The sequence below is a fragment of the Lysinibacillus sp. COL-1 genome (genome assembly GCF_059814265.1).
Map to the genome: position 1 here is coordinate 2048141 of NZ_JCAWSJ010000004.1, position 16217 is coordinate 2064357.

The 16217-nt window shown below is 38.3% G+C and carries 15 protein-coding genes and 2 pseudogenes; 10 read left to right on the top strand and 7 right to left on the bottom strand.

The features are described 5' to 3' along the window. Positions 1-2: 2 nt before the first annotated feature. Positions 3-1350, bottom strand: a pseudogene (locus AC6BKE_RS18555) (IS3 family transposase). 345 nt (positions 1351-1695) lie between these two features. On the opposite strand from AC6BKE_RS18555, the gene AC6BKE_RS18560 reads away from it, so the two are divergent. After that, positions 1696-4779 (top strand): hybrid sensor histidine kinase/response regulator, encoded by a 3084-nt coding sequence (locus tag AC6BKE_RS18560; protein ID WP_499857637.1) that lies wholly within the window; start codon positions 1696-1698, stop codon positions 4777-4779. A gap of 28 nt (positions 4780-4807) precedes the next feature. Here the strand turns inward: AC6BKE_RS18560 and AC6BKE_RS18565 are convergent, their stop codons facing one another. Further along, positions 4808-5689 (bottom strand): DMT family transporter, encoded by an 882-nt coding sequence (locus AC6BKE_RS18565; RefSeq protein WP_419185192.1) that lies wholly within the window; start codon positions 5687-5689, stop codon positions 4808-4810. Between the two features lie 204 nt (positions 5690-5893). Between AC6BKE_RS18565 and AC6BKE_RS18570 the strand changes: the two genes are divergently transcribed. Continuing rightward, complete coding sequence (locus AC6BKE_RS18570) at positions 5894-6388, top strand: Lrp/AsnC family transcriptional regulator (protein WP_036126093.1); 495 nt, start codon at positions 5894-5896, stop codon at positions 6386-6388. A 135-nt stretch (positions 6389-6523) separates the two neighbouring features. On the opposite strand, the gene AC6BKE_RS18575 is transcribed toward AC6BKE_RS18570, so the two are convergent. Next, the gene (locus AC6BKE_RS18575) at positions 6524-6697 is read right to left on the bottom strand and encodes a hypothetical protein (protein WP_170829867.1); all 174 of its coding nucleotides are present in this window, start codon (positions 6695-6697) and stop codon (positions 6524-6526) included. Between the two features lie 84 nt (positions 6698-6781). Next, entirely contained in the window at positions 6782-7624 is an 843-nt protein-coding gene (locus tag AC6BKE_RS18580) for a copper amine oxidase N-terminal domain-containing protein (RefSeq protein ID WP_058844448.1), read from the bottom strand. Between the two features lie 134 nt (positions 7625-7758). On the opposite strand from AC6BKE_RS18580, the gene AC6BKE_RS18585 reads away from it, so the two are divergent. The 3 genes and pseudogenes from AC6BKE_RS18585 to AC6BKE_RS18595 all read left to right on the top strand — a co-directional run bounded on the left by AC6BKE_RS18585 (position 7759) and on the right by AC6BKE_RS18595 (position 9281). Further along, positions 7759-7923, top strand: coding sequence for a hypothetical protein (locus tag AC6BKE_RS18585; protein ID WP_170829866.1), 165 nt, complete (start codon positions 7759-7761; stop codon positions 7921-7923). A 183-nt stretch (positions 7924-8106) separates the two neighbouring features. Beyond that, positions 8107-8337: pseudogene (locus AC6BKE_RS18590) on the top strand (GNAT family N-acetyltransferase); the annotation flags it as partial. A 5-nt stretch (positions 8338-8342) separates the two neighbouring features. After that, a complete protein-coding gene (locus tag AC6BKE_RS18595; RefSeq protein ID WP_499857640.1) occupies positions 8343-9281 on the top strand; it encodes a DUF2268 domain-containing putative Zn-dependent protease in 939 nt (312 codons plus the stop codon). 23 nt (positions 9282-9304) lie between these two features. Here AC6BKE_RS18595 and AC6BKE_RS18600 read toward each other — a convergent pair whose 3' ends face one another. Continuing rightward, positions 9305-9784, bottom strand: a complete 480-nt coding sequence (locus AC6BKE_RS18600; RefSeq protein ID WP_036126081.1) for a DinB family protein — start codon at positions 9782-9784, stop codon at positions 9305-9307. Between the two features lie 90 nt (positions 9785-9874). Continuing rightward, complete coding sequence (locus tag AC6BKE_RS18605; RefSeq protein ID WP_036126079.1) at positions 9875-10492, bottom strand: LysE family translocator; 618 nt, start codon at positions 10490-10492, stop codon at positions 9875-9877. Positions 10493-10640: 148 nt separating this feature from the next. Here AC6BKE_RS18605 and AC6BKE_RS18610 point away from each other — a divergent pair, with 148 nt between their 5' ends. The 3 genes from AC6BKE_RS18610 to AC6BKE_RS18620 all read left to right on the top strand — a co-directional run bounded on the left by AC6BKE_RS18610 (position 10641) and on the right by AC6BKE_RS18620 (position 12510). Then, entirely contained in the window at positions 10641-10880 is a 240-nt protein-coding gene (locus AC6BKE_RS18610; protein ID WP_499857641.1) for a hypothetical protein, read from the top strand. Between the two features lie 72 nt (positions 10881-10952). Next, the gene (gene fabZ / locus AC6BKE_RS18615) at positions 10953-11378 is read left to right on the top strand and encodes a 3-hydroxyacyl-ACP dehydratase FabZ (protein ID WP_058844444.1); all 426 of its coding nucleotides are present in this window, start codon (positions 10953-10955) and stop codon (positions 11376-11378) included. Positions 11379-11766: 388 nt separating this feature from the next. Next, entirely contained in the window at positions 11767-12510 is a 744-nt protein-coding gene (locus AC6BKE_RS18620; RefSeq protein ID WP_036126074.1) for a polysaccharide deacetylase family protein, read from the top strand. A gap of 42 nt (positions 12511-12552) precedes the next feature. On the opposite strand, the gene AC6BKE_RS18625 is transcribed toward AC6BKE_RS18620, so the two are convergent. Continuing rightward, entirely contained in the window at positions 12553-12819 is a 267-nt protein-coding gene (locus AC6BKE_RS18625; protein WP_036126072.1) for a hypothetical protein, read from the bottom strand. A gap of 727 nt (positions 12820-13546) precedes the next feature. Between AC6BKE_RS18625 and AC6BKE_RS18630 the strand changes: the two genes are divergently transcribed. Continuing rightward, entirely contained in the window at positions 13547-15061 is a 1515-nt protein-coding gene (locus AC6BKE_RS18630; protein WP_249645691.1) for a lmo1851 family serine protease, read from the top strand. Positions 15062-15129: 68 nt separating this feature from the next. After that, on the top strand, positions 15130-16032 hold the full coding sequence (locus AC6BKE_RS18635) for a CobW family GTP-binding protein (protein WP_058844442.1): 903 nt from the start codon (positions 15130-15132) through the stop codon (positions 16030-16032). The last annotated feature ends 185 nt before the right edge of the window (positions 16033-16217 follow it).

A 16217-nucleotide genomic window follows, 5' to 3' on the forward strand; every position in this document is an offset into this window, starting at 1 on the left:
CATTAGGCAGCGGTTAGGGCATGGGTTCGATATTGTATCGGACTCATGCCTTTTAATTTTGCCTTAATCCTTTTTGTATTGTAATACGTTATATACTTTTCTAATTCAGTTTTAAAATGGTCTACACTTTCAAATTTTTTGAAGTATAAAAACTCAGACTTCATAATCCCGAAGAAATTCTCCATTACAGAGTTGTCGTAACAGTTTTCTTTACGAGACATACTTTGGAGAATACCCCTTGATTGAAACGCATGACAATATTGCTTCATTTGATAGTGCCAGCCTTGATCTGAATACATGAGAAGCTGATGGCCTTCTGGTAGACGCTCCAAAGCTTTATCTAACATCTCTGAAACAAGTGAATAAGTTGGTCTAGAGCCAATTGTGTACGTAATAATTTCACCATTAAATAAATCTAAAACAGGTGATAAATATAATTTTTCGCCGAATAATTTAAACTCCGTAATATCGGTTACCCATTTTTCATTCGGTGGGTCCGCTGTAAATTGGCGGTCTAAATGATTAGGCGCAATTTTACCGACTGTTCCTTTATAGGATTTATATTTTTTCATACGCACAAGGCACTTTAATCCAAGTTCTTTCATGATGCGTTGGATCTTCTTGTGATTCACGTTCTTACCACGATTAGCTAGCTCATCACGAATACGACGATAGCCATAACGTCCTTCATGTTCATCGTAAATTGAATTGATTTCTACTTTTAAATCGGCATCTGGATCTATTCGGTTCATTTTCTTTACTAAATCATAATACGTGCTACGTGGAATACCAGCGAGTTTCACAAGCGCCTTCATCGAATATTTATGCCTTAACTCAAAGACTACTTTTGCTTTGTCTTGTTTCATGATTTTTCCTTGTTTTGAACTAAGGCATTCAACTTTTTTAAATACTCGTTTTCCATTTCAAATTGTTTAATACGTGCTTCTAGTGCCTCGACAGATCCTTCAGCCAGGATTGTTTCGTCGATTGTTTTTTCATCGATGGACGCCCCTTTTGTCTTGATTCAAGGGCATCTAAACCGCCAACCTCCATTTGTTTTTGCCAAGTATACACTATTGTATAACTTGAGATTTTAAAAAGAGCTGCGGTATCCATTAATGACGAACCAGATTGAACCATGTAATTTAATACGTCTAGTTTAAATGGTACAGAATAATTTGTATAGGTATTCCTAAACCCTTCATCTCCATGTAATTCATATAACTTTAACCAATATTGAAATTGTGCTCTTGTTACTCCCATCTGTTTTGCATACTCTTGTTGAGAAAAAATCTTTGAATTAAAGCCTTGAATAATCTTTAACTTTATCTCGCTCGTAAATTTAGTCATAAAAAAACTACACCTCCAATTGTTAAATGCTGTGTCTAACAATTGGGGTGCAGTTCATTCCTTATCGGAGTAGCTGCTTTTTTTATGGCAAAAAGTTCAAAAAACCCGACTTTACTTACAGGCATTGGATAGGAAGGGTTGTGGAAGTATATGAAATGTTTTGGCGAAATGGCTCAACCAAATCAGAGCCTGTTGTTCGATTAGGACTATATTAAGAATTTGTTCAGAATTTGTAGAGATGTGCTTGGTAGAATTGGAAGGTTGTAAGATCATTACTCGATCAAGACCTAGGAGGTGGCGTTCGCAAAGGAGAAATACTATGTTGCCCTTTGACGAGATTCACTTATGAAAAAGAAAAAAATAGCGATCATTATTCTCTTATTTTTTATTTTGTTAACGAGCACACGCATATTGTGGTTGCATTTATTTACTCAGCCAGACCAACCCTACGCAGAAAAAGGGCAAATCGATGTACGGGATTTTGATTTTCAACAGAATGCTTTGACGCTGGATGGTGAATGGGCATTTTATTCTTCTCACTGGTTGATGGATAGTAATCAACCACCTTTCCCCCCCACGTACATACAGGTTCCAGATGGTTGGGATCAAATTTTTCAAGAAGGTAAGCTGACGCCATATGGCTATGGCTCCTATCATTTGAAAATACAGGTTAATCCAGAAGAAACAAAAACATTTAGCATAAGGGTGCCTAGCATTCGTAGTGCAGCAGAAATATATGTAAATGATCGTTTAGTTGCGAAGGCTGGTGAGCTAGGTGAAAATCGAGCGCAAACGATGGCCAAAAATGTTCCATTTACAGCTTCTTTTGACACAAAGGGCCAAAGTGAAATCGACATTGTTGTGCAAGTGGCTAACTTTCAAGATCCTCGTAATGGGGGAATTGTGCGGTCTATAAAATTTGGATATGAAGATGTTATCTATCGCGAAACACAATTGTCTATTACCATGCAGCTATTAGTGGCAGTCGTTTTACTTTTACATGCCCTTTACTCGATCATCCTATATTTAGTTGGAAATAAGGAAAGACCTTTACTGTTCTTTTCACTCTTAACCGTCAGTATCATGTTTTATTATCTATTAGGGAGTGACGATAAGCTTCTCTCATTTTGGTTTCCAATCAATTATGATTGGGGGTTTATATTGGTTCACCTTTCGATGATTGGCATTGGCTATTCCCTGCTACAATGTATCGATCCATGGCTACCGCGCCATTTTCACCGTTATCAGCAGGGATTTGCCCTTGTATGTGCCTGTGCAGCTGTGTTGGCTATTGTACTACCAACACGATATGTAGTGTCGATACAAAGTGTTTATATTGTCATTTTAGGCGTTCCCATTGTGATCACCATGATGATGATGCTAGGAAAGGCGCTCAAAGATATCCGTCAGCATGTTTTTCTACTTTTAGCAATCCTTGCATTTATTAATAGTATTCTTTGGGATATTTTGCTACTGATTTCAGGAATCAAGGTGATTTCATATCCCTTTGATTTGATAATGACCATTGCTTGTTTAGCGACATTGTGGTTTAAAGATTACGCAAAAGTGCATGCGGATACAAAAGACCTTGCCCAAAAATTGCAAGAGACAGATAAACTAAAGGATGAATTTCTGGCAAGCACCTCCCATGAATTACGCAATCCGCTTCATAGTATTATCAATATGTCCAAGGCTGTTTTAGAGCGTGAGTCTCATGCACTTAGTCATAAAAGCGTCCATGATTTAGAAACGGTGCTGTCTGTTGGGCAACGAATGTCGCATTTATTGAACGATTTACTTGATGTGATGAGCCTAAAGGATAATACTCAAAAATTGCATCTGACCACGGTTTCCATTCATACCATCGTGGCTGGCGTCTTCGATATGCTACGTTTTATGATTGAAGGAAAGCCAGTTCAGTTTGTTCAGCAAATTCCAGCAGACTTTCAAAAAGTATTGGCAGATGAAAATCGGGTAATCCAAATTATTTTTAATTTGGTACATAATGCCGTGAAATTTACTAATGAAGGTACTATTACGATTTCGGGCTATACCGAGGCTAGCATGGCGAAGATTGTGGTGGCAGATACGGGCATTGGCATAGATGAGGAAACCATGCAGCGATTATTTGAGCCATATGAGCAAGGTACTGTCAGTAAGACGATAGTAGAGGGCGGATTTGGGCTAGGGCTTAGTATTTGTAAGCGACTGGTTGAACTACAAAGGGGAACATTGGACGTACAATCAGTGGTGGGACAAGGCACCACCTTTACCTTCACATTACCACTATCTGACGAAGCGGAAGCTCAAGAGGTAACGCTTGCACAGCAGACTCATCAAAAACAGGAAAGCCCTGAGGTACAGCAAGATGGAATGAACGATGTAGGAGATGCGTGGAATCAACCACGAATTTTAGTAGTGGATGATGAGCCCATCAATTTAAGAGTGGTGGAAACCCTCTTGGCGAATGAGCAGTATGATGTCGTCACGGTGACAAGTGGTTTGCAGGCACTTGAATATATACGGTCCCAGGAATGGGATTTAGTGATTTCAGACGTAATGATGCCGAAAATGAATGGCTATGAATTAGTACGAATCATCCGTAAGCAATTCTTCATGACGGATTTACCCGTACTATTACTAACTGCACGTAGTCAGCCACATGATATTGAAAATGGCTTTTCAGCGGGGGCCAATGATTATGTCGTCAAGCCTGTTGATGCCTTAGAGCTTCGATCTCGCGTTGAGGCATTAACAAAGGTGAAGCGATCTATTCAAGAACGACATCGTATGGAGGCAGCGTGGCTTCAGGCACAAATCGAGCCCCATTTTCTCTTTAATACATTAAATGCTATCTTAACGTTAAGTGAATTGGACAGTGAGCGGACAGCTAAATTAGTAGAGGCATTAAGTGATTTTTTAAGAGAATCCTATAATTTTCAAAACGTAGAAGCGCTTGTTCCATTAGAAAATGAACTTCGGTTAATTCAAGCCTACCTCTATATTCAGCAGGAACGTTTTGGTGAACGTATTCGCGTCGTATGGGACTTAGATACAGCGACGAATGTATGGATTCCATCGCTAACCATTCAACCGCTAGTTGAAAATGCATTAAAGCATGGTATTTTAAAGCGTGTTGAAGGAGGAACCGTTCACATTCGTATCATTAATTGTGGTACTCATATCGAAATTAGTGTCTCAGATGATGGCGTTGGTATGGACGAAGAGCAATTGGCGAAGCTACTACAGCCGAACAAACGTCCATCCAGAAGTATTGGCTTATCGAATACCCATAGACGTCTGCAACAGCATTACGGTCAAGGCTTACACATAACAAGCAAGCTGCATGAAGGAACTGCTGTTTCATTTGTTGTATTACCAAAGAAAACAACTAATCAATTAGATGCCTTCTCCCTCAGCGAATACTGAGAGGGGGGAAGGCATCTTGCATCTTATGTTAATGACAAACTTGATTCTGTGGCATTTTGGTTTTAAAGTGCGTAAATAAATAACAGCCCATAATAACGATCAGTCCTCCAATGCCTTGAAGCCAACTCAGCTTTTCTCCGATAAAGAAGAACGCGAGCAGGGCAGTGAAAATTGGATTGAAGTTTAGGAAAATGCCAGAGGTTGTGGCTCCTAATTGCTGTACGCCTATATTCCAAAAGACCATACAAACGACAGTAGAGATAATCCCTGTATACAGAAGAGAAAGGATGAAAGATGGATTGATATTAGAGAAGGTGAATTCCGTACTGGTGAACGGGACAAGAGTAAGAACACCGAACACTCCCGCATACAATGTGGCCATTAATGGAGAGGTTGTTTTCATAGCCCACTTACTACAAACCGAGTAAAGTCCCCAGACACAAACCGCAGCTACCATCCATAAATCCCCTGTATTCAATTGAAAATCCAGTAACTGCTGCAAATCTCCTTTCGAAAGGACGAGAACCACCCCCATGAAAGAAAGAGTCATAGCCAAAAGCTGCAAGCCATTTATTTTTTCTTTGAGAAAAGCAAATGAAAAAAGGGCTATGGACATCGTATTCATCGTTGAAATAAGGCCTGCATTCGTGGATGTTGTTCGCTCCAACGCTAAAAATTGAAAAATATTAAACAGGGCGACACCTGTAATACCCATGAACAATAACGGCACAAGAGCTGCTTTTGCAGGGACTAGCTTCTTTTCTTTCCACCAGACTAATGGTATAAGGACAATCACCGCAATGAACCATCTTGCCATCGTTAAAGTCATCGGAGAGGCATGTGCCACAAGCGTCTTGGCCACAACAAAATTGCCTCCCCAAAGTAAGCTTGTGACGAGCATTAAGCCCATATAAAATTTGACCAAGGTATGTAACCCTCCTATGATTTTATGTATATTAAGAATCATAGCATTATTGAGGTTTTAGCTGTATAATATTTTGTATAATTGTACTAATTTGAAATAATTAAAATAAATTTAATAAATTTCAGAAGAATATTCTGAAATAGAGTCTAATATGTACTTGCCGAATAACAATCAAAAGGAGAGATAACAATGGAGGAGATTAAAAATAAAGCATTAGACAGTGTGGATCTTCAAATTTTAGCGATTTTGCAGAGAGAGGTGCAACTTAGTAATGCAGAATTGGCTAGACGAGTAAACTTGTCTCCACCAGCAACTCATACAAGGGTCAAACGCCTTGAAACAGAAGGATATATCGATCAGCAAGTGGCTATTTTAAATCAAGAAAAGCTAGGATTTGATTTACTGTGCTATGTCTTTATGAGCACTAATATTCACCAAGCGAAGGAAATCGAGGAATTGGAGGACAGCTTAAAAACGATGACCGAAATCATGGAATGTCATTGTTTAACAGGTGCATATGATTATTTGTTAAAGGTTGTCATTCGAGATCGCAAAGAATTAGATCAATTCATCCGCAAATTAAATAAGCTAGGGGTTTCTAGAATTCAAACGAACTTATCCTTGAGGGAAATTAAATATTCTACTGTGTTACCTATAGAAGAAAACAGCAAGTGTGAGTTTTAGGCTCAAACTTGCTGTTTTTTTTAGTTTTCAGGATGACCTATTAAAGGTTTTCTACGATACTTGTGGCATACTTTTTCAGGTTAGACAACGATAGAATTTTATAGAAGCGTGTTTGGATGCTCTCTACTTTTCTCGTTATTCATCCTTTGCTGGGAGTTGGTCATATCCCAAAGTATTCAGGTTTTCTTGTGGCTGCGCATTGACGGTTTGTTCTTTAGCTTCCGCTTCTTCGCTAGGCGGAGCTTCTTCCGCAGAACAGGCAGCTAAGAGGGAAAATAGCACGCAACTTAATAACAGTAGCTTCTGCATGAGGCAAACCTCCATATATTCGATGTTGATATGAATATTTTGTCCATTTTCATGCAGAATATGTTGAACATCGCTTACAAAAAATTATGCTACTGTATTACTAATAATGGTACTAAAGCCATTAGTGGCAGCATTGTTTATAAGCTGTTTTATAGATTGAACTGCTTGATCTGTGAAAATATACCAGCTATCTTCAAACACATCATGCAGTAGATGATGGGGATGACCTTGTAATAGTTCATCAGGGAATGCAGTATTTAATGAATAAATATCAAATTGTTTGACTGTGTTCGTATCATCGCTCATAAAACGATATTGCCCACGTTTAGAATAGGAACCAGGTATGTCTAAATTAATTTGCCATGAATATTCTTTAGGTGCCTCTACTTTGTTTCCTTTTTGCTGGAAAACTTGATAAAGCGCTTTATGATAAGCATTGCCTTTAATGTCTTGAATAACACCACCCATTGTCATTTGATATTCATAGCGGAGGGCTTTTATTTTTTTATTGTCAAGTAGTAGTGGTTCAGAAGTGATACTGACTGTACCTTGATTGTATTGGACCTGACTGCCAAATGTTTCCGCAATAAAGCGAATCGGTACATAGGTACGATTATTTTTCATGTATGGCTGTACATCCAATTGCTCTGTTTTGTCATTTTTCATGACAGTCTTGTTGTTGAGATTTAATACAATCAATGTTTTATTCATGGCAAGGGTAATTTGTGAATCCTTCCAATGCACTTGCGCACCTAGATTTTCACTGATTACACGCAATGGCACCATGATTCGATTGCTTCTTTGCTCGGGTGCTGTATCAGATTTTACTATTACGTCATCTATTTTAATTTGTGTAGTGGCAGCATCAGCCGGAAAAGCCACAAAAAACATAGATGTTAACAATAGTCCAGTGAAGACTTTTTTCATGGTAGTCAACCTCCTATATTCGAGTTTTTAGCATCTTCAATATTTTACCATAGTTATTGGCTATTGGTCGCTAATTTTTTACAGCTATATTCCGTAATTGTTCTCGAATACTAACGGTGAAGGGAGGTTTTTAAATGAAATTATTGACCTGGGGTATTGTTGGTGCAGCACTGTTTGCTGCCATGAAAGGTTATGGGAAATCAAATCAAGGACAGAAGGATAGCTCTCAACAAACGACGACGCCTGTACAATTGGTCGCCAATGCGAATCCACTGACAGCCAATACACCGAAACAGTAAAACGAAGAGAAGCTTATAGATTACTTTGATCTATAAGCTTTCTATAATTTTACATAAATATCATATCATTGGTATAATAGATTGGGAGAAAAGGGGTGTATAGATGCTTGATTTTACAAACTATCATGACGATTTAGAAGAAATTCTGCAATTATTTAACGAAACCGTACATACTTTTATGTCCATAAGGATTTTCAAAGACAGGGGATTGCAGCAGCCTTAGTAGATTTACTAGAAGCGGACGCAAAAAAGCTTGGTCTTACCCATATCTACACAGATGCTAGTCTTACAGCGAGACCCTTCTTTGAACGAAAAGGAGACCAAATCATTCAAAGACAAACTGTCGAGCGTCAAGGCATATCGTTCATGAATGTTAGCATGGGTAAATTATTTATTGATGAAAAGGACGGATGAAAAGGATGCATTATGTAAAGGGTTTTGCCGTATTAATGATGCTATGCTTCATGCTGAGTGCCTGTGCACAAACAGAAAAGCCTTCCCATGAAAAACCAGATGTAGAAAGTATCACGGTTTCATTCGAACATCCAGAAACGAAGCAACCATTTAAAATAGTTCATGCTTTTGAGCTTTTTCAAAACTATACGGAAAAGGTAGAAAGTAATCCAGATCGTTCACCATTGGACATCTATCGAGAAGAGGTCATTGATCCCGTTTATAGTGCATGTTTTGAGAATGGTGAATATATAAACATGGCTGAGACGGTGTTAAATAGCACGACCAAACAATTGAAAGAAAATCAATTATTAAGCGAAAAAATTGATAGGGAAGCAACAGAAAAGAGTATTAAGGAAGGTCTGTTCAAATCTTCTGAACTCCTTCCCACTAAAAATGAAACGACGGTATGTGTTTTTCCAGCCACAGATGTAAACGCGAATATGGTAACGATTGGTGCAGGTAAAATAACAACCCTCTATAATAAATATTATACAAATGAATTTATTAGGGCTGTAATTGCCCATGAATATCATCATAGTGTTGCAACTGAAAAACGCCCGCGTAGTGAAGGGACAGTGCTAGATCATCTCATATTTGAAGGAAGGGCAGTGATGTTTGAAAAATTAGTTTATCCTGATTTAAATTTTACGCGAATAGATTTGGATTACAACAAAGTTTATTGGTCTGATGTTGCAGCGGATTTGGAAAAGCATAACTTGATTCGTGCCCTAGAAATAATTAGAGGTGGAAATGGTCTACCCTTTAGTTATGGCTACAGCGAAGGCTATAAAATGGTTAAATCTTATCTCGATTTGCATCCCAATGTATCGATAGATGAGTGGACTGCCTTAAGTCCGAAAGAAATTTTTGAAAAAGGAAAGTATCTCGAAAATTATCAATAAACAAATAAGCAACAGACCCTGTATTAAACTCGGTCTGTTACTTCGTTTAGGCATCGATGAATGGTGACAATTGCTTGTAAATGCATACCTTCATGAAAGATGGTACGTAGGAGTACTTGTTCAATGGTCTGCATACCCATGTCGATAGGTGGGAATTTCTCAGCCAATCGATGACCGTATCGTTCCTTTATCTGTGAAGGCTGCTGAGCCAAGTACTTTTTTAACTCCTCGAATGTGGGCGTTTTTTCGTCAAAATGCTTAGGCGACGTACCAAAGCTAAACCATTTCATGAGAGCTACTAATGCTGTATCCTTTTCTTTTGTTAACGCCTCTAGCCATAAATATTGATCGAGATAAAGATGGCCCATATTCCAGCGAATATTATTATGAAAACCAGCTGGAATGATATTTGCCTTTTCTTCTGACACATGCTCTAGCAAATGGAGTAACTCGCTACGGTAATGTGCTAACTGCTGAAATAAATTTTCTTGACGTTCATTCAAGTTCACCCCTCCTTTTTAGTATGTATTGGCTAAAATTCTCCATTTTCCTGCAAAAAAAAAGAAGAACACTCTTTGGTGTTCCTCTCCAGATTATCTACTTTGTGTCTGTAGTGCTAAACGGACACCGAGACCGATATAGACAAAGCCGACAGTTTTTTCAAGCCAACGTGAGCTACCACTTGTTTTCGTAAAGATTTTTTCACCAATGAAGCTTGTAATAATTGCTAGTAGTATTGTATACAAAGCACTCATCACAACAAAGGTGATGCCTAGTGTTAGCAATTGGCTTGTGACAGATTGCTCGTTGTGCTGTACAAATTGTGGTAAGAAGGCAAGGAAAAATAAAGCTGTCTTCGGATTTAAAATTTCTGCTAAAAAGCCTTGGCGGAATGATGTACTAGCAGGGCTTTGTTCCACAGTTGGTTGTTCAATTTTTTTTGGTTTTGTGAGGAGCATCTGAATACCTAAATAAACAAGGTAGGCCACCCCAATATATTTCACTACCTCAAAGGCTGTGGCTGATTTCATCAAAATAGCAGAAAGACCTAAAACAGCCGCTAACGTATGAACTAAATCTCCAAGACCGATGCCTAAAGCGGTATAAATACCATTCTTTTTGCCACTTTTTAATGTTTGTGTAATCGTGATAATAACAGCAGGACCTGGGATTAAAAATAATAAAAGTACTATTGCGATAAAAGATAACATGCGAAACCTTCCTATTCTAATAAACTAATCAATCTAAGGTGAATGCATGAAATATTATATTCCAGCGACTATAGGGCTGTCGATAAAGAAATATTGAAAAAGGAATGAAAAAAAATTCAGAAAATAATTTAGTGAGGAGATGATCGGCATGAAATGGTCCTATTGTCTACAACTATTCATATTTATCCCAATCATGGTGACGAGTGTGTATGGTCTTATTACAAAAGATTTTTCATTCTTACCAGTTACTTTCATGTTATTAGGTTGTACATTTTTACTCATTGGTATGAGAGCGTGGCAAAGAGCCAAACGATCTGCCATTAGTATTCTTTCTTTTGGTACGGCCATTTTTCTATTTGTCATTGTCGGACAGTCATTTTTTAACTAACTTCATTTTTATTACTAAGTACTAATATTTAGTGTTAGAATAAGGTTATAAAAATGCTGTGGAGGAATCAATATGTTAACAAGTCAACAATTGCAAGAAATATTACCACATCGCTATCCGTTTCTTTTAGTAGATCGTATTTTGGAATTAGAGGAGGGAAAGCGTGCAGTCGGATTGAAAAATGTGACAATCCATGAGGAGTTCTTTCAGGGACATTTTCCACATTATCCTGTCATGCCAGGTGTGCTCATTGTGGAAGCGTTAGCGCAAGTCAGTGCAGTCATTATGCTGACAAAGGCAGGGAATGAGGGGCGGTTAGGCTTGCTTGCGGGCATTGATCATTGTCGCTTTAAAAAACAAGTAAAGCCTGGTGATCAGCTACGGCTTGAGGTAGTAATCAACCGTGTGAAAGGGACAGTCGGTAAAGGAAGTGGGGTTGCCACAGTGAATGGAGAAATCGTTTGTGAAACAAACCTTGTTTTTGCTTTTGGCCAGTAAAAGGAGGTCCTTTTATAAATGATAGTTTCATGCATAGTGTTTTTGTCTTGACTTTGCTTGATGACGTACTACATACCCATCTTATCCTCATGATTCAACTGAAGACTCCCTTCTCTATAGGGGCAATGAATACTTTTTGGCGGGTGAGCGCCACGTGGTAATAATGGTGAAAGCATGTCACAGGATGTAACGATCGGCAAAAGTGAAGCGTCTGCGACAAATACACCATGGTGTGATTGAATGTTGTGGACAAGCTTCAACAAAAAAATTATATGAGCCTGGAAAACATACGTTATGATAAATTTTAATGAAATAAAGCTAAACATAAGCATTTTTTTATGAAATCCACAAATAATAAAGTACGAAAATTATTTGGGGACGTGAAAATGTGAAAAAATTTTTACTGTTTTTACTACCACTTTGTTTGATCACGGTGTCGTTTTTTTATGTCAAAGTAAGTTCTTCTGAAAATAAAGGGAGAAAGTATTATGAAGAAGCAGGACAAATTCTTTGGGAAATCCAAACAGAGGAAAAAATCATTGCCTTAACGTTTGATGATGGTCCACATCGTACCTATACAGCGGATGTTCTTGATGTATTAGAGAAATACAATGCGAAAGCTACTTTTTTTATTGTTGGTCAAAATGCAGAAAAAAATCCTGAATTGATAGCAAGAATGTATGAAGAAGGGCATGAATTGGCCAATCATACCTTTACACACCCTTTAAAAACAAATGTACCTAATTTAATGAAGGAAATTCAACAAACAGATGAGGTAATTGCAGGAATTACGGGCTATCAGCCAACCTTATTTCGCCCCGTTGAAGGGCAATATACCGATGCCATGATAGAGGCGATTGCCAAAAAAGGCTATAAAGTCGTTATGTGGTCTTGGCATTTGGATACGCTCGATTGGAAGAATCCTGGGGTCAATCGCATCGTTAATACGGTTTTAAAAGGTGTAAAGGCTGGCAATATCGTGCTGTTTCATGATGGTGGCGGAAACCGAGCCCAAACCGTCAAAGCATTGGAGCAAATATTGCCAGAGCTTGAAAAGCAGGGCTACCAGTTTGTGACGGTTTCTGAATTGATGGAACTACAAAGGACTCATCAGAAGATAAAAAAACAGTAGTGTGGTAGGTATTTGGCTTCCACACTACTCTTTATGTAAAGGTTATTTTAACATTTTTTTGATTTGCTTTAGTTCAGCAATTAAATAATCGATTTGTTTCTGCATGTTATCGACTTTGGCTGTTTGATCACCATTATTTGTTGGAGAAGAATCGTTCTTCGCATTTTGTAGTGCCTCTAGGGCTAGACCAGCTGCGATGGTCTGAATGCCATCCCCTAAAGTTGAAATGGCTGTGCCGATATAGGCTAACTTTGCAATATAAATATCCATTGAATCATTGTTCTGGTTCTGTTTATTATTTCTTCCCATTTTCCTGCCTCCTTACAATTGTCATTACTTGCATCATATGCGACAACAATGGAAAAGGCGATTCACGAGGCATTTGAATGATTCGCTAAAATGGTAATGTTAGCTCAGCAAAATTATTGGAGGAAAATAGCATGGCAAATGTAGAGCTTGTTGAAATGGATAGTGCGTTGCTAGAGAGAATGGGCAGGAGCGATTAGCAAACTTTCAATCTTCCTATGTAGACGTTGCGACGGAAACATTCAAATGGCTGCACGAAAGTTAGGATTGTAGCCTAAGTTGATCGAGCTTCAAGAGATGAGCTAATGGAAAAAGCGCCTACACTGTATGGTAATTTTTCAGTCGTATATAAAGGGCAACTGCTTTCCTTCCGTCGATTAACTGTTCATATGGTCTATAAAAAAGGTGAAAAAGAATGAATAGTTGCTAAGGAGCTGCAACTTTTTTCGTCACTTGTACGTTATATTCTTATAGCATTTCTATGATTCTTTGAGTTTTTGGTTGACTGCAACTAGGAAATGAGTAAAATTAAAAGGCAGTACCATTATATACCTAAACTTAACAGTATGATGAGTAAATAGGTGCTAGGATGCTAGATAGGATGAAGCATGATAGGTTAAGGTTTGTCATGAAGTTTTGGCAGTCTTTTTCTTTTCGTCTTCTGGATAACCTGTTAAGATGGTAGTAGTGTGACAACAAGTTAGTGTATATGAGAGTGGTGACAATCAAGATGGATGAACAGAAAAATGAAAGTACAGAACAGCAGCAGGAGCCGACTCCAGCAGAAGTAAAGCCGGCAGGACAATTTATACAACTGAAACCGTTTAAATTTATCATGCTAATGTTCTTTACAATCCTTATTACGGCAGGGTTAACGATTTTTGCGTTAACGTTTGGTGATAAGAAAGTAGTAGAAGTGAAAGTTCCGACTGAACGTGAGGAATTTACAAAATTATATGAAGCATTTGATTTACTGAAAAATAACTATTACCAAGATATTGATGATGGAAAAGTAGTCGATGGTGCTATTAATGGTATGTTCGATGCATTAGGCGATCCTTATTCTGATTTCATGGTAAAGGAAGAAGCAGATCAATTTAATTCTGGTTTATCTTCTAGCTTCCAAGGAATTGGAGCGGAAATCCAAGAGCGTAATGGTTATATTACAGTTGTGTCACCTATCAAAAATTCTCCTGCAGAAAAGGCAGGCTTATTACCAAAAGATATCATCTTAACGGTTGATGGGAAAAGCATTCAAGGCTTGAGTGCAACAGAAGCGGTTGCTTTAATTCGCGGTGAGAAAGGAACACCAGTGAAATTAACGGTGAAACGCGGCGAAAACACAGAGGCTATTCACATGACCATTGTTCGTGATGAAATCCCAGTAGAAACAGTTTATGGGGAAATGCTCGATGGCAATATTGCCCATATTCAAATTACATCATTTAGTGAACAAACAACGAAAGAGCTTGAAAAAATCCTTGCTGAGTATGAAGGCAAAGGAATGAAAGGCATTGTTTTAGATTTACGTCAAAATCCTGGTGGCTATTTAACGGCTGCTGTCGATATTTCTAATTTCTTTGTACCAGAAGGAAAAGCGATTGTTCAGGTACAAGAAAAAGATGCAGAGCCTCAGATTACTAATGCCATTGCAGGTAAAAAATATAACCTACCAATTACAGTACTTGTCGATAGTGGTAGTGCCTCTGCCTCTGAGATTTTAGCAGGTGCATTAAAAGAATCTGTAGGTGCCAAAGTTGTAGGTGAAACATCCTTCGGTAAAGGGACTGTCCAAAATGTAACACCATTAAAAGACGGCTCTAATCTGAAATTTACAACAGGTAAATGGTTAACACCGAATGGGAACTGGATTAACGAAAAAGGCATTGAACCTGATGTCAAAGTTGGTTATCCATCGTATGCTACTTTACCTTACTTGAATGCCTCTTTAGAAATGAAGACAGGCTTACAGTCGGACTCTGTAAAAGCAGCGGAGGAGATGCTTCAAGTGCTAGGGTATGAGCCTGGTGAAATAGATGGTATTTTCGATGACAATACTGCACGTGCTGTAGAAAAACTACAAGCAGCGAATAACCTTGAAGAAACAGGTATTTTAACAGGCAATACAACGTATGCGTTAATGGATGCTTTACGTGCAAAAATGAAAGCCGATGATCCTCAGTTATTAAAAGCGAAAGAGCTTCTTTCAGGAACAGCCGAAAAAACAGAGGACACAACAAACTAACAATGTAGCTGTCGCAACGGTCGTCTTTCACGGCATTTGCGACAGCTTTTTTTATAGGAGGAAAAATGATGAAAGATGTATACCTATTTAGTGGCTTTTTAGGGAGTGGCAAAACATCCATGCTTACGGATGTCATTCGCCAATTAAAAGAAAAGAATCTAAAACCTGCAGTTATTATGAATGAGCTAGGAAAGCTGCCATTTGATTCACAGGCAGTGGAGAAAGATATCCCGCTCAAGGAGATGCTAGAGGGCTGTATTTGCTGTTCAGGTGCTGAAAAAACGGAGGCACAAATTCAATCTCTTCTATTAGATAGTGATTTTGATGTATTAATTATTGAAACAACGGGAGCTGCTCATCCTGTGGAAGCATTAGATGCTGTGTATTCACCACTTTTTGCAGATCAGTTAAATGTCAAAGGCATTATCACAGTGGCTGATTCCAAGCTCTGGCTGCACCGTGATACGTTAACACCGCAAGTACGCTCTTTATTTATGGAGCAAATTCGACATGCGCACTTATTATTAGCAAATAAAACAGATTTATTAACAGAGGCAGAGCAAGGACAAGTGGTCTACGAACTCCAAGGCTTAAATCCACATGCCTTTATTTTGCAAACAACGAATGGGCGAGTCCCACTTCACTTACTTGAAGGCTTAAAGGCAACGGCACAGGTTGATAAAGCTGACATTGTCAAAGCGCCAATAGCCTCCATGCAGCTTGGCTCACGCTTAGTGGAATTCACAGATAGCGAATTTACACAGGAGCAATTTGAAGATTGGATTCGTACATTACCAGAAACGATTTATCGTATGAAGGGCTATGTGCCGATTGAGGGCATTAAAAATCCGATGCTGTTTCAATATGCTTATGGAATGGTCCAATGGCTCCCTGAGTATATCAAAATGCCAGCAAAACTTGTCATTATTGGAGAAAATGTCAGTTCTTTACCTATCATTGGGGGACAATGAATAAATTTGATAATCTGCGAAATGTTGCATATGTACGTCATATGTAGCTTTACGCAGGTTATTTTATTTTTATGTAAATGAATTGTAATGCCTTTGTAACATAACTGTAATATTGAATAGCAATAAACACGCGACACTAGCTATCTCTAGGCCTATTCCATAATTGAAGGTAAGAAAATAGGCTG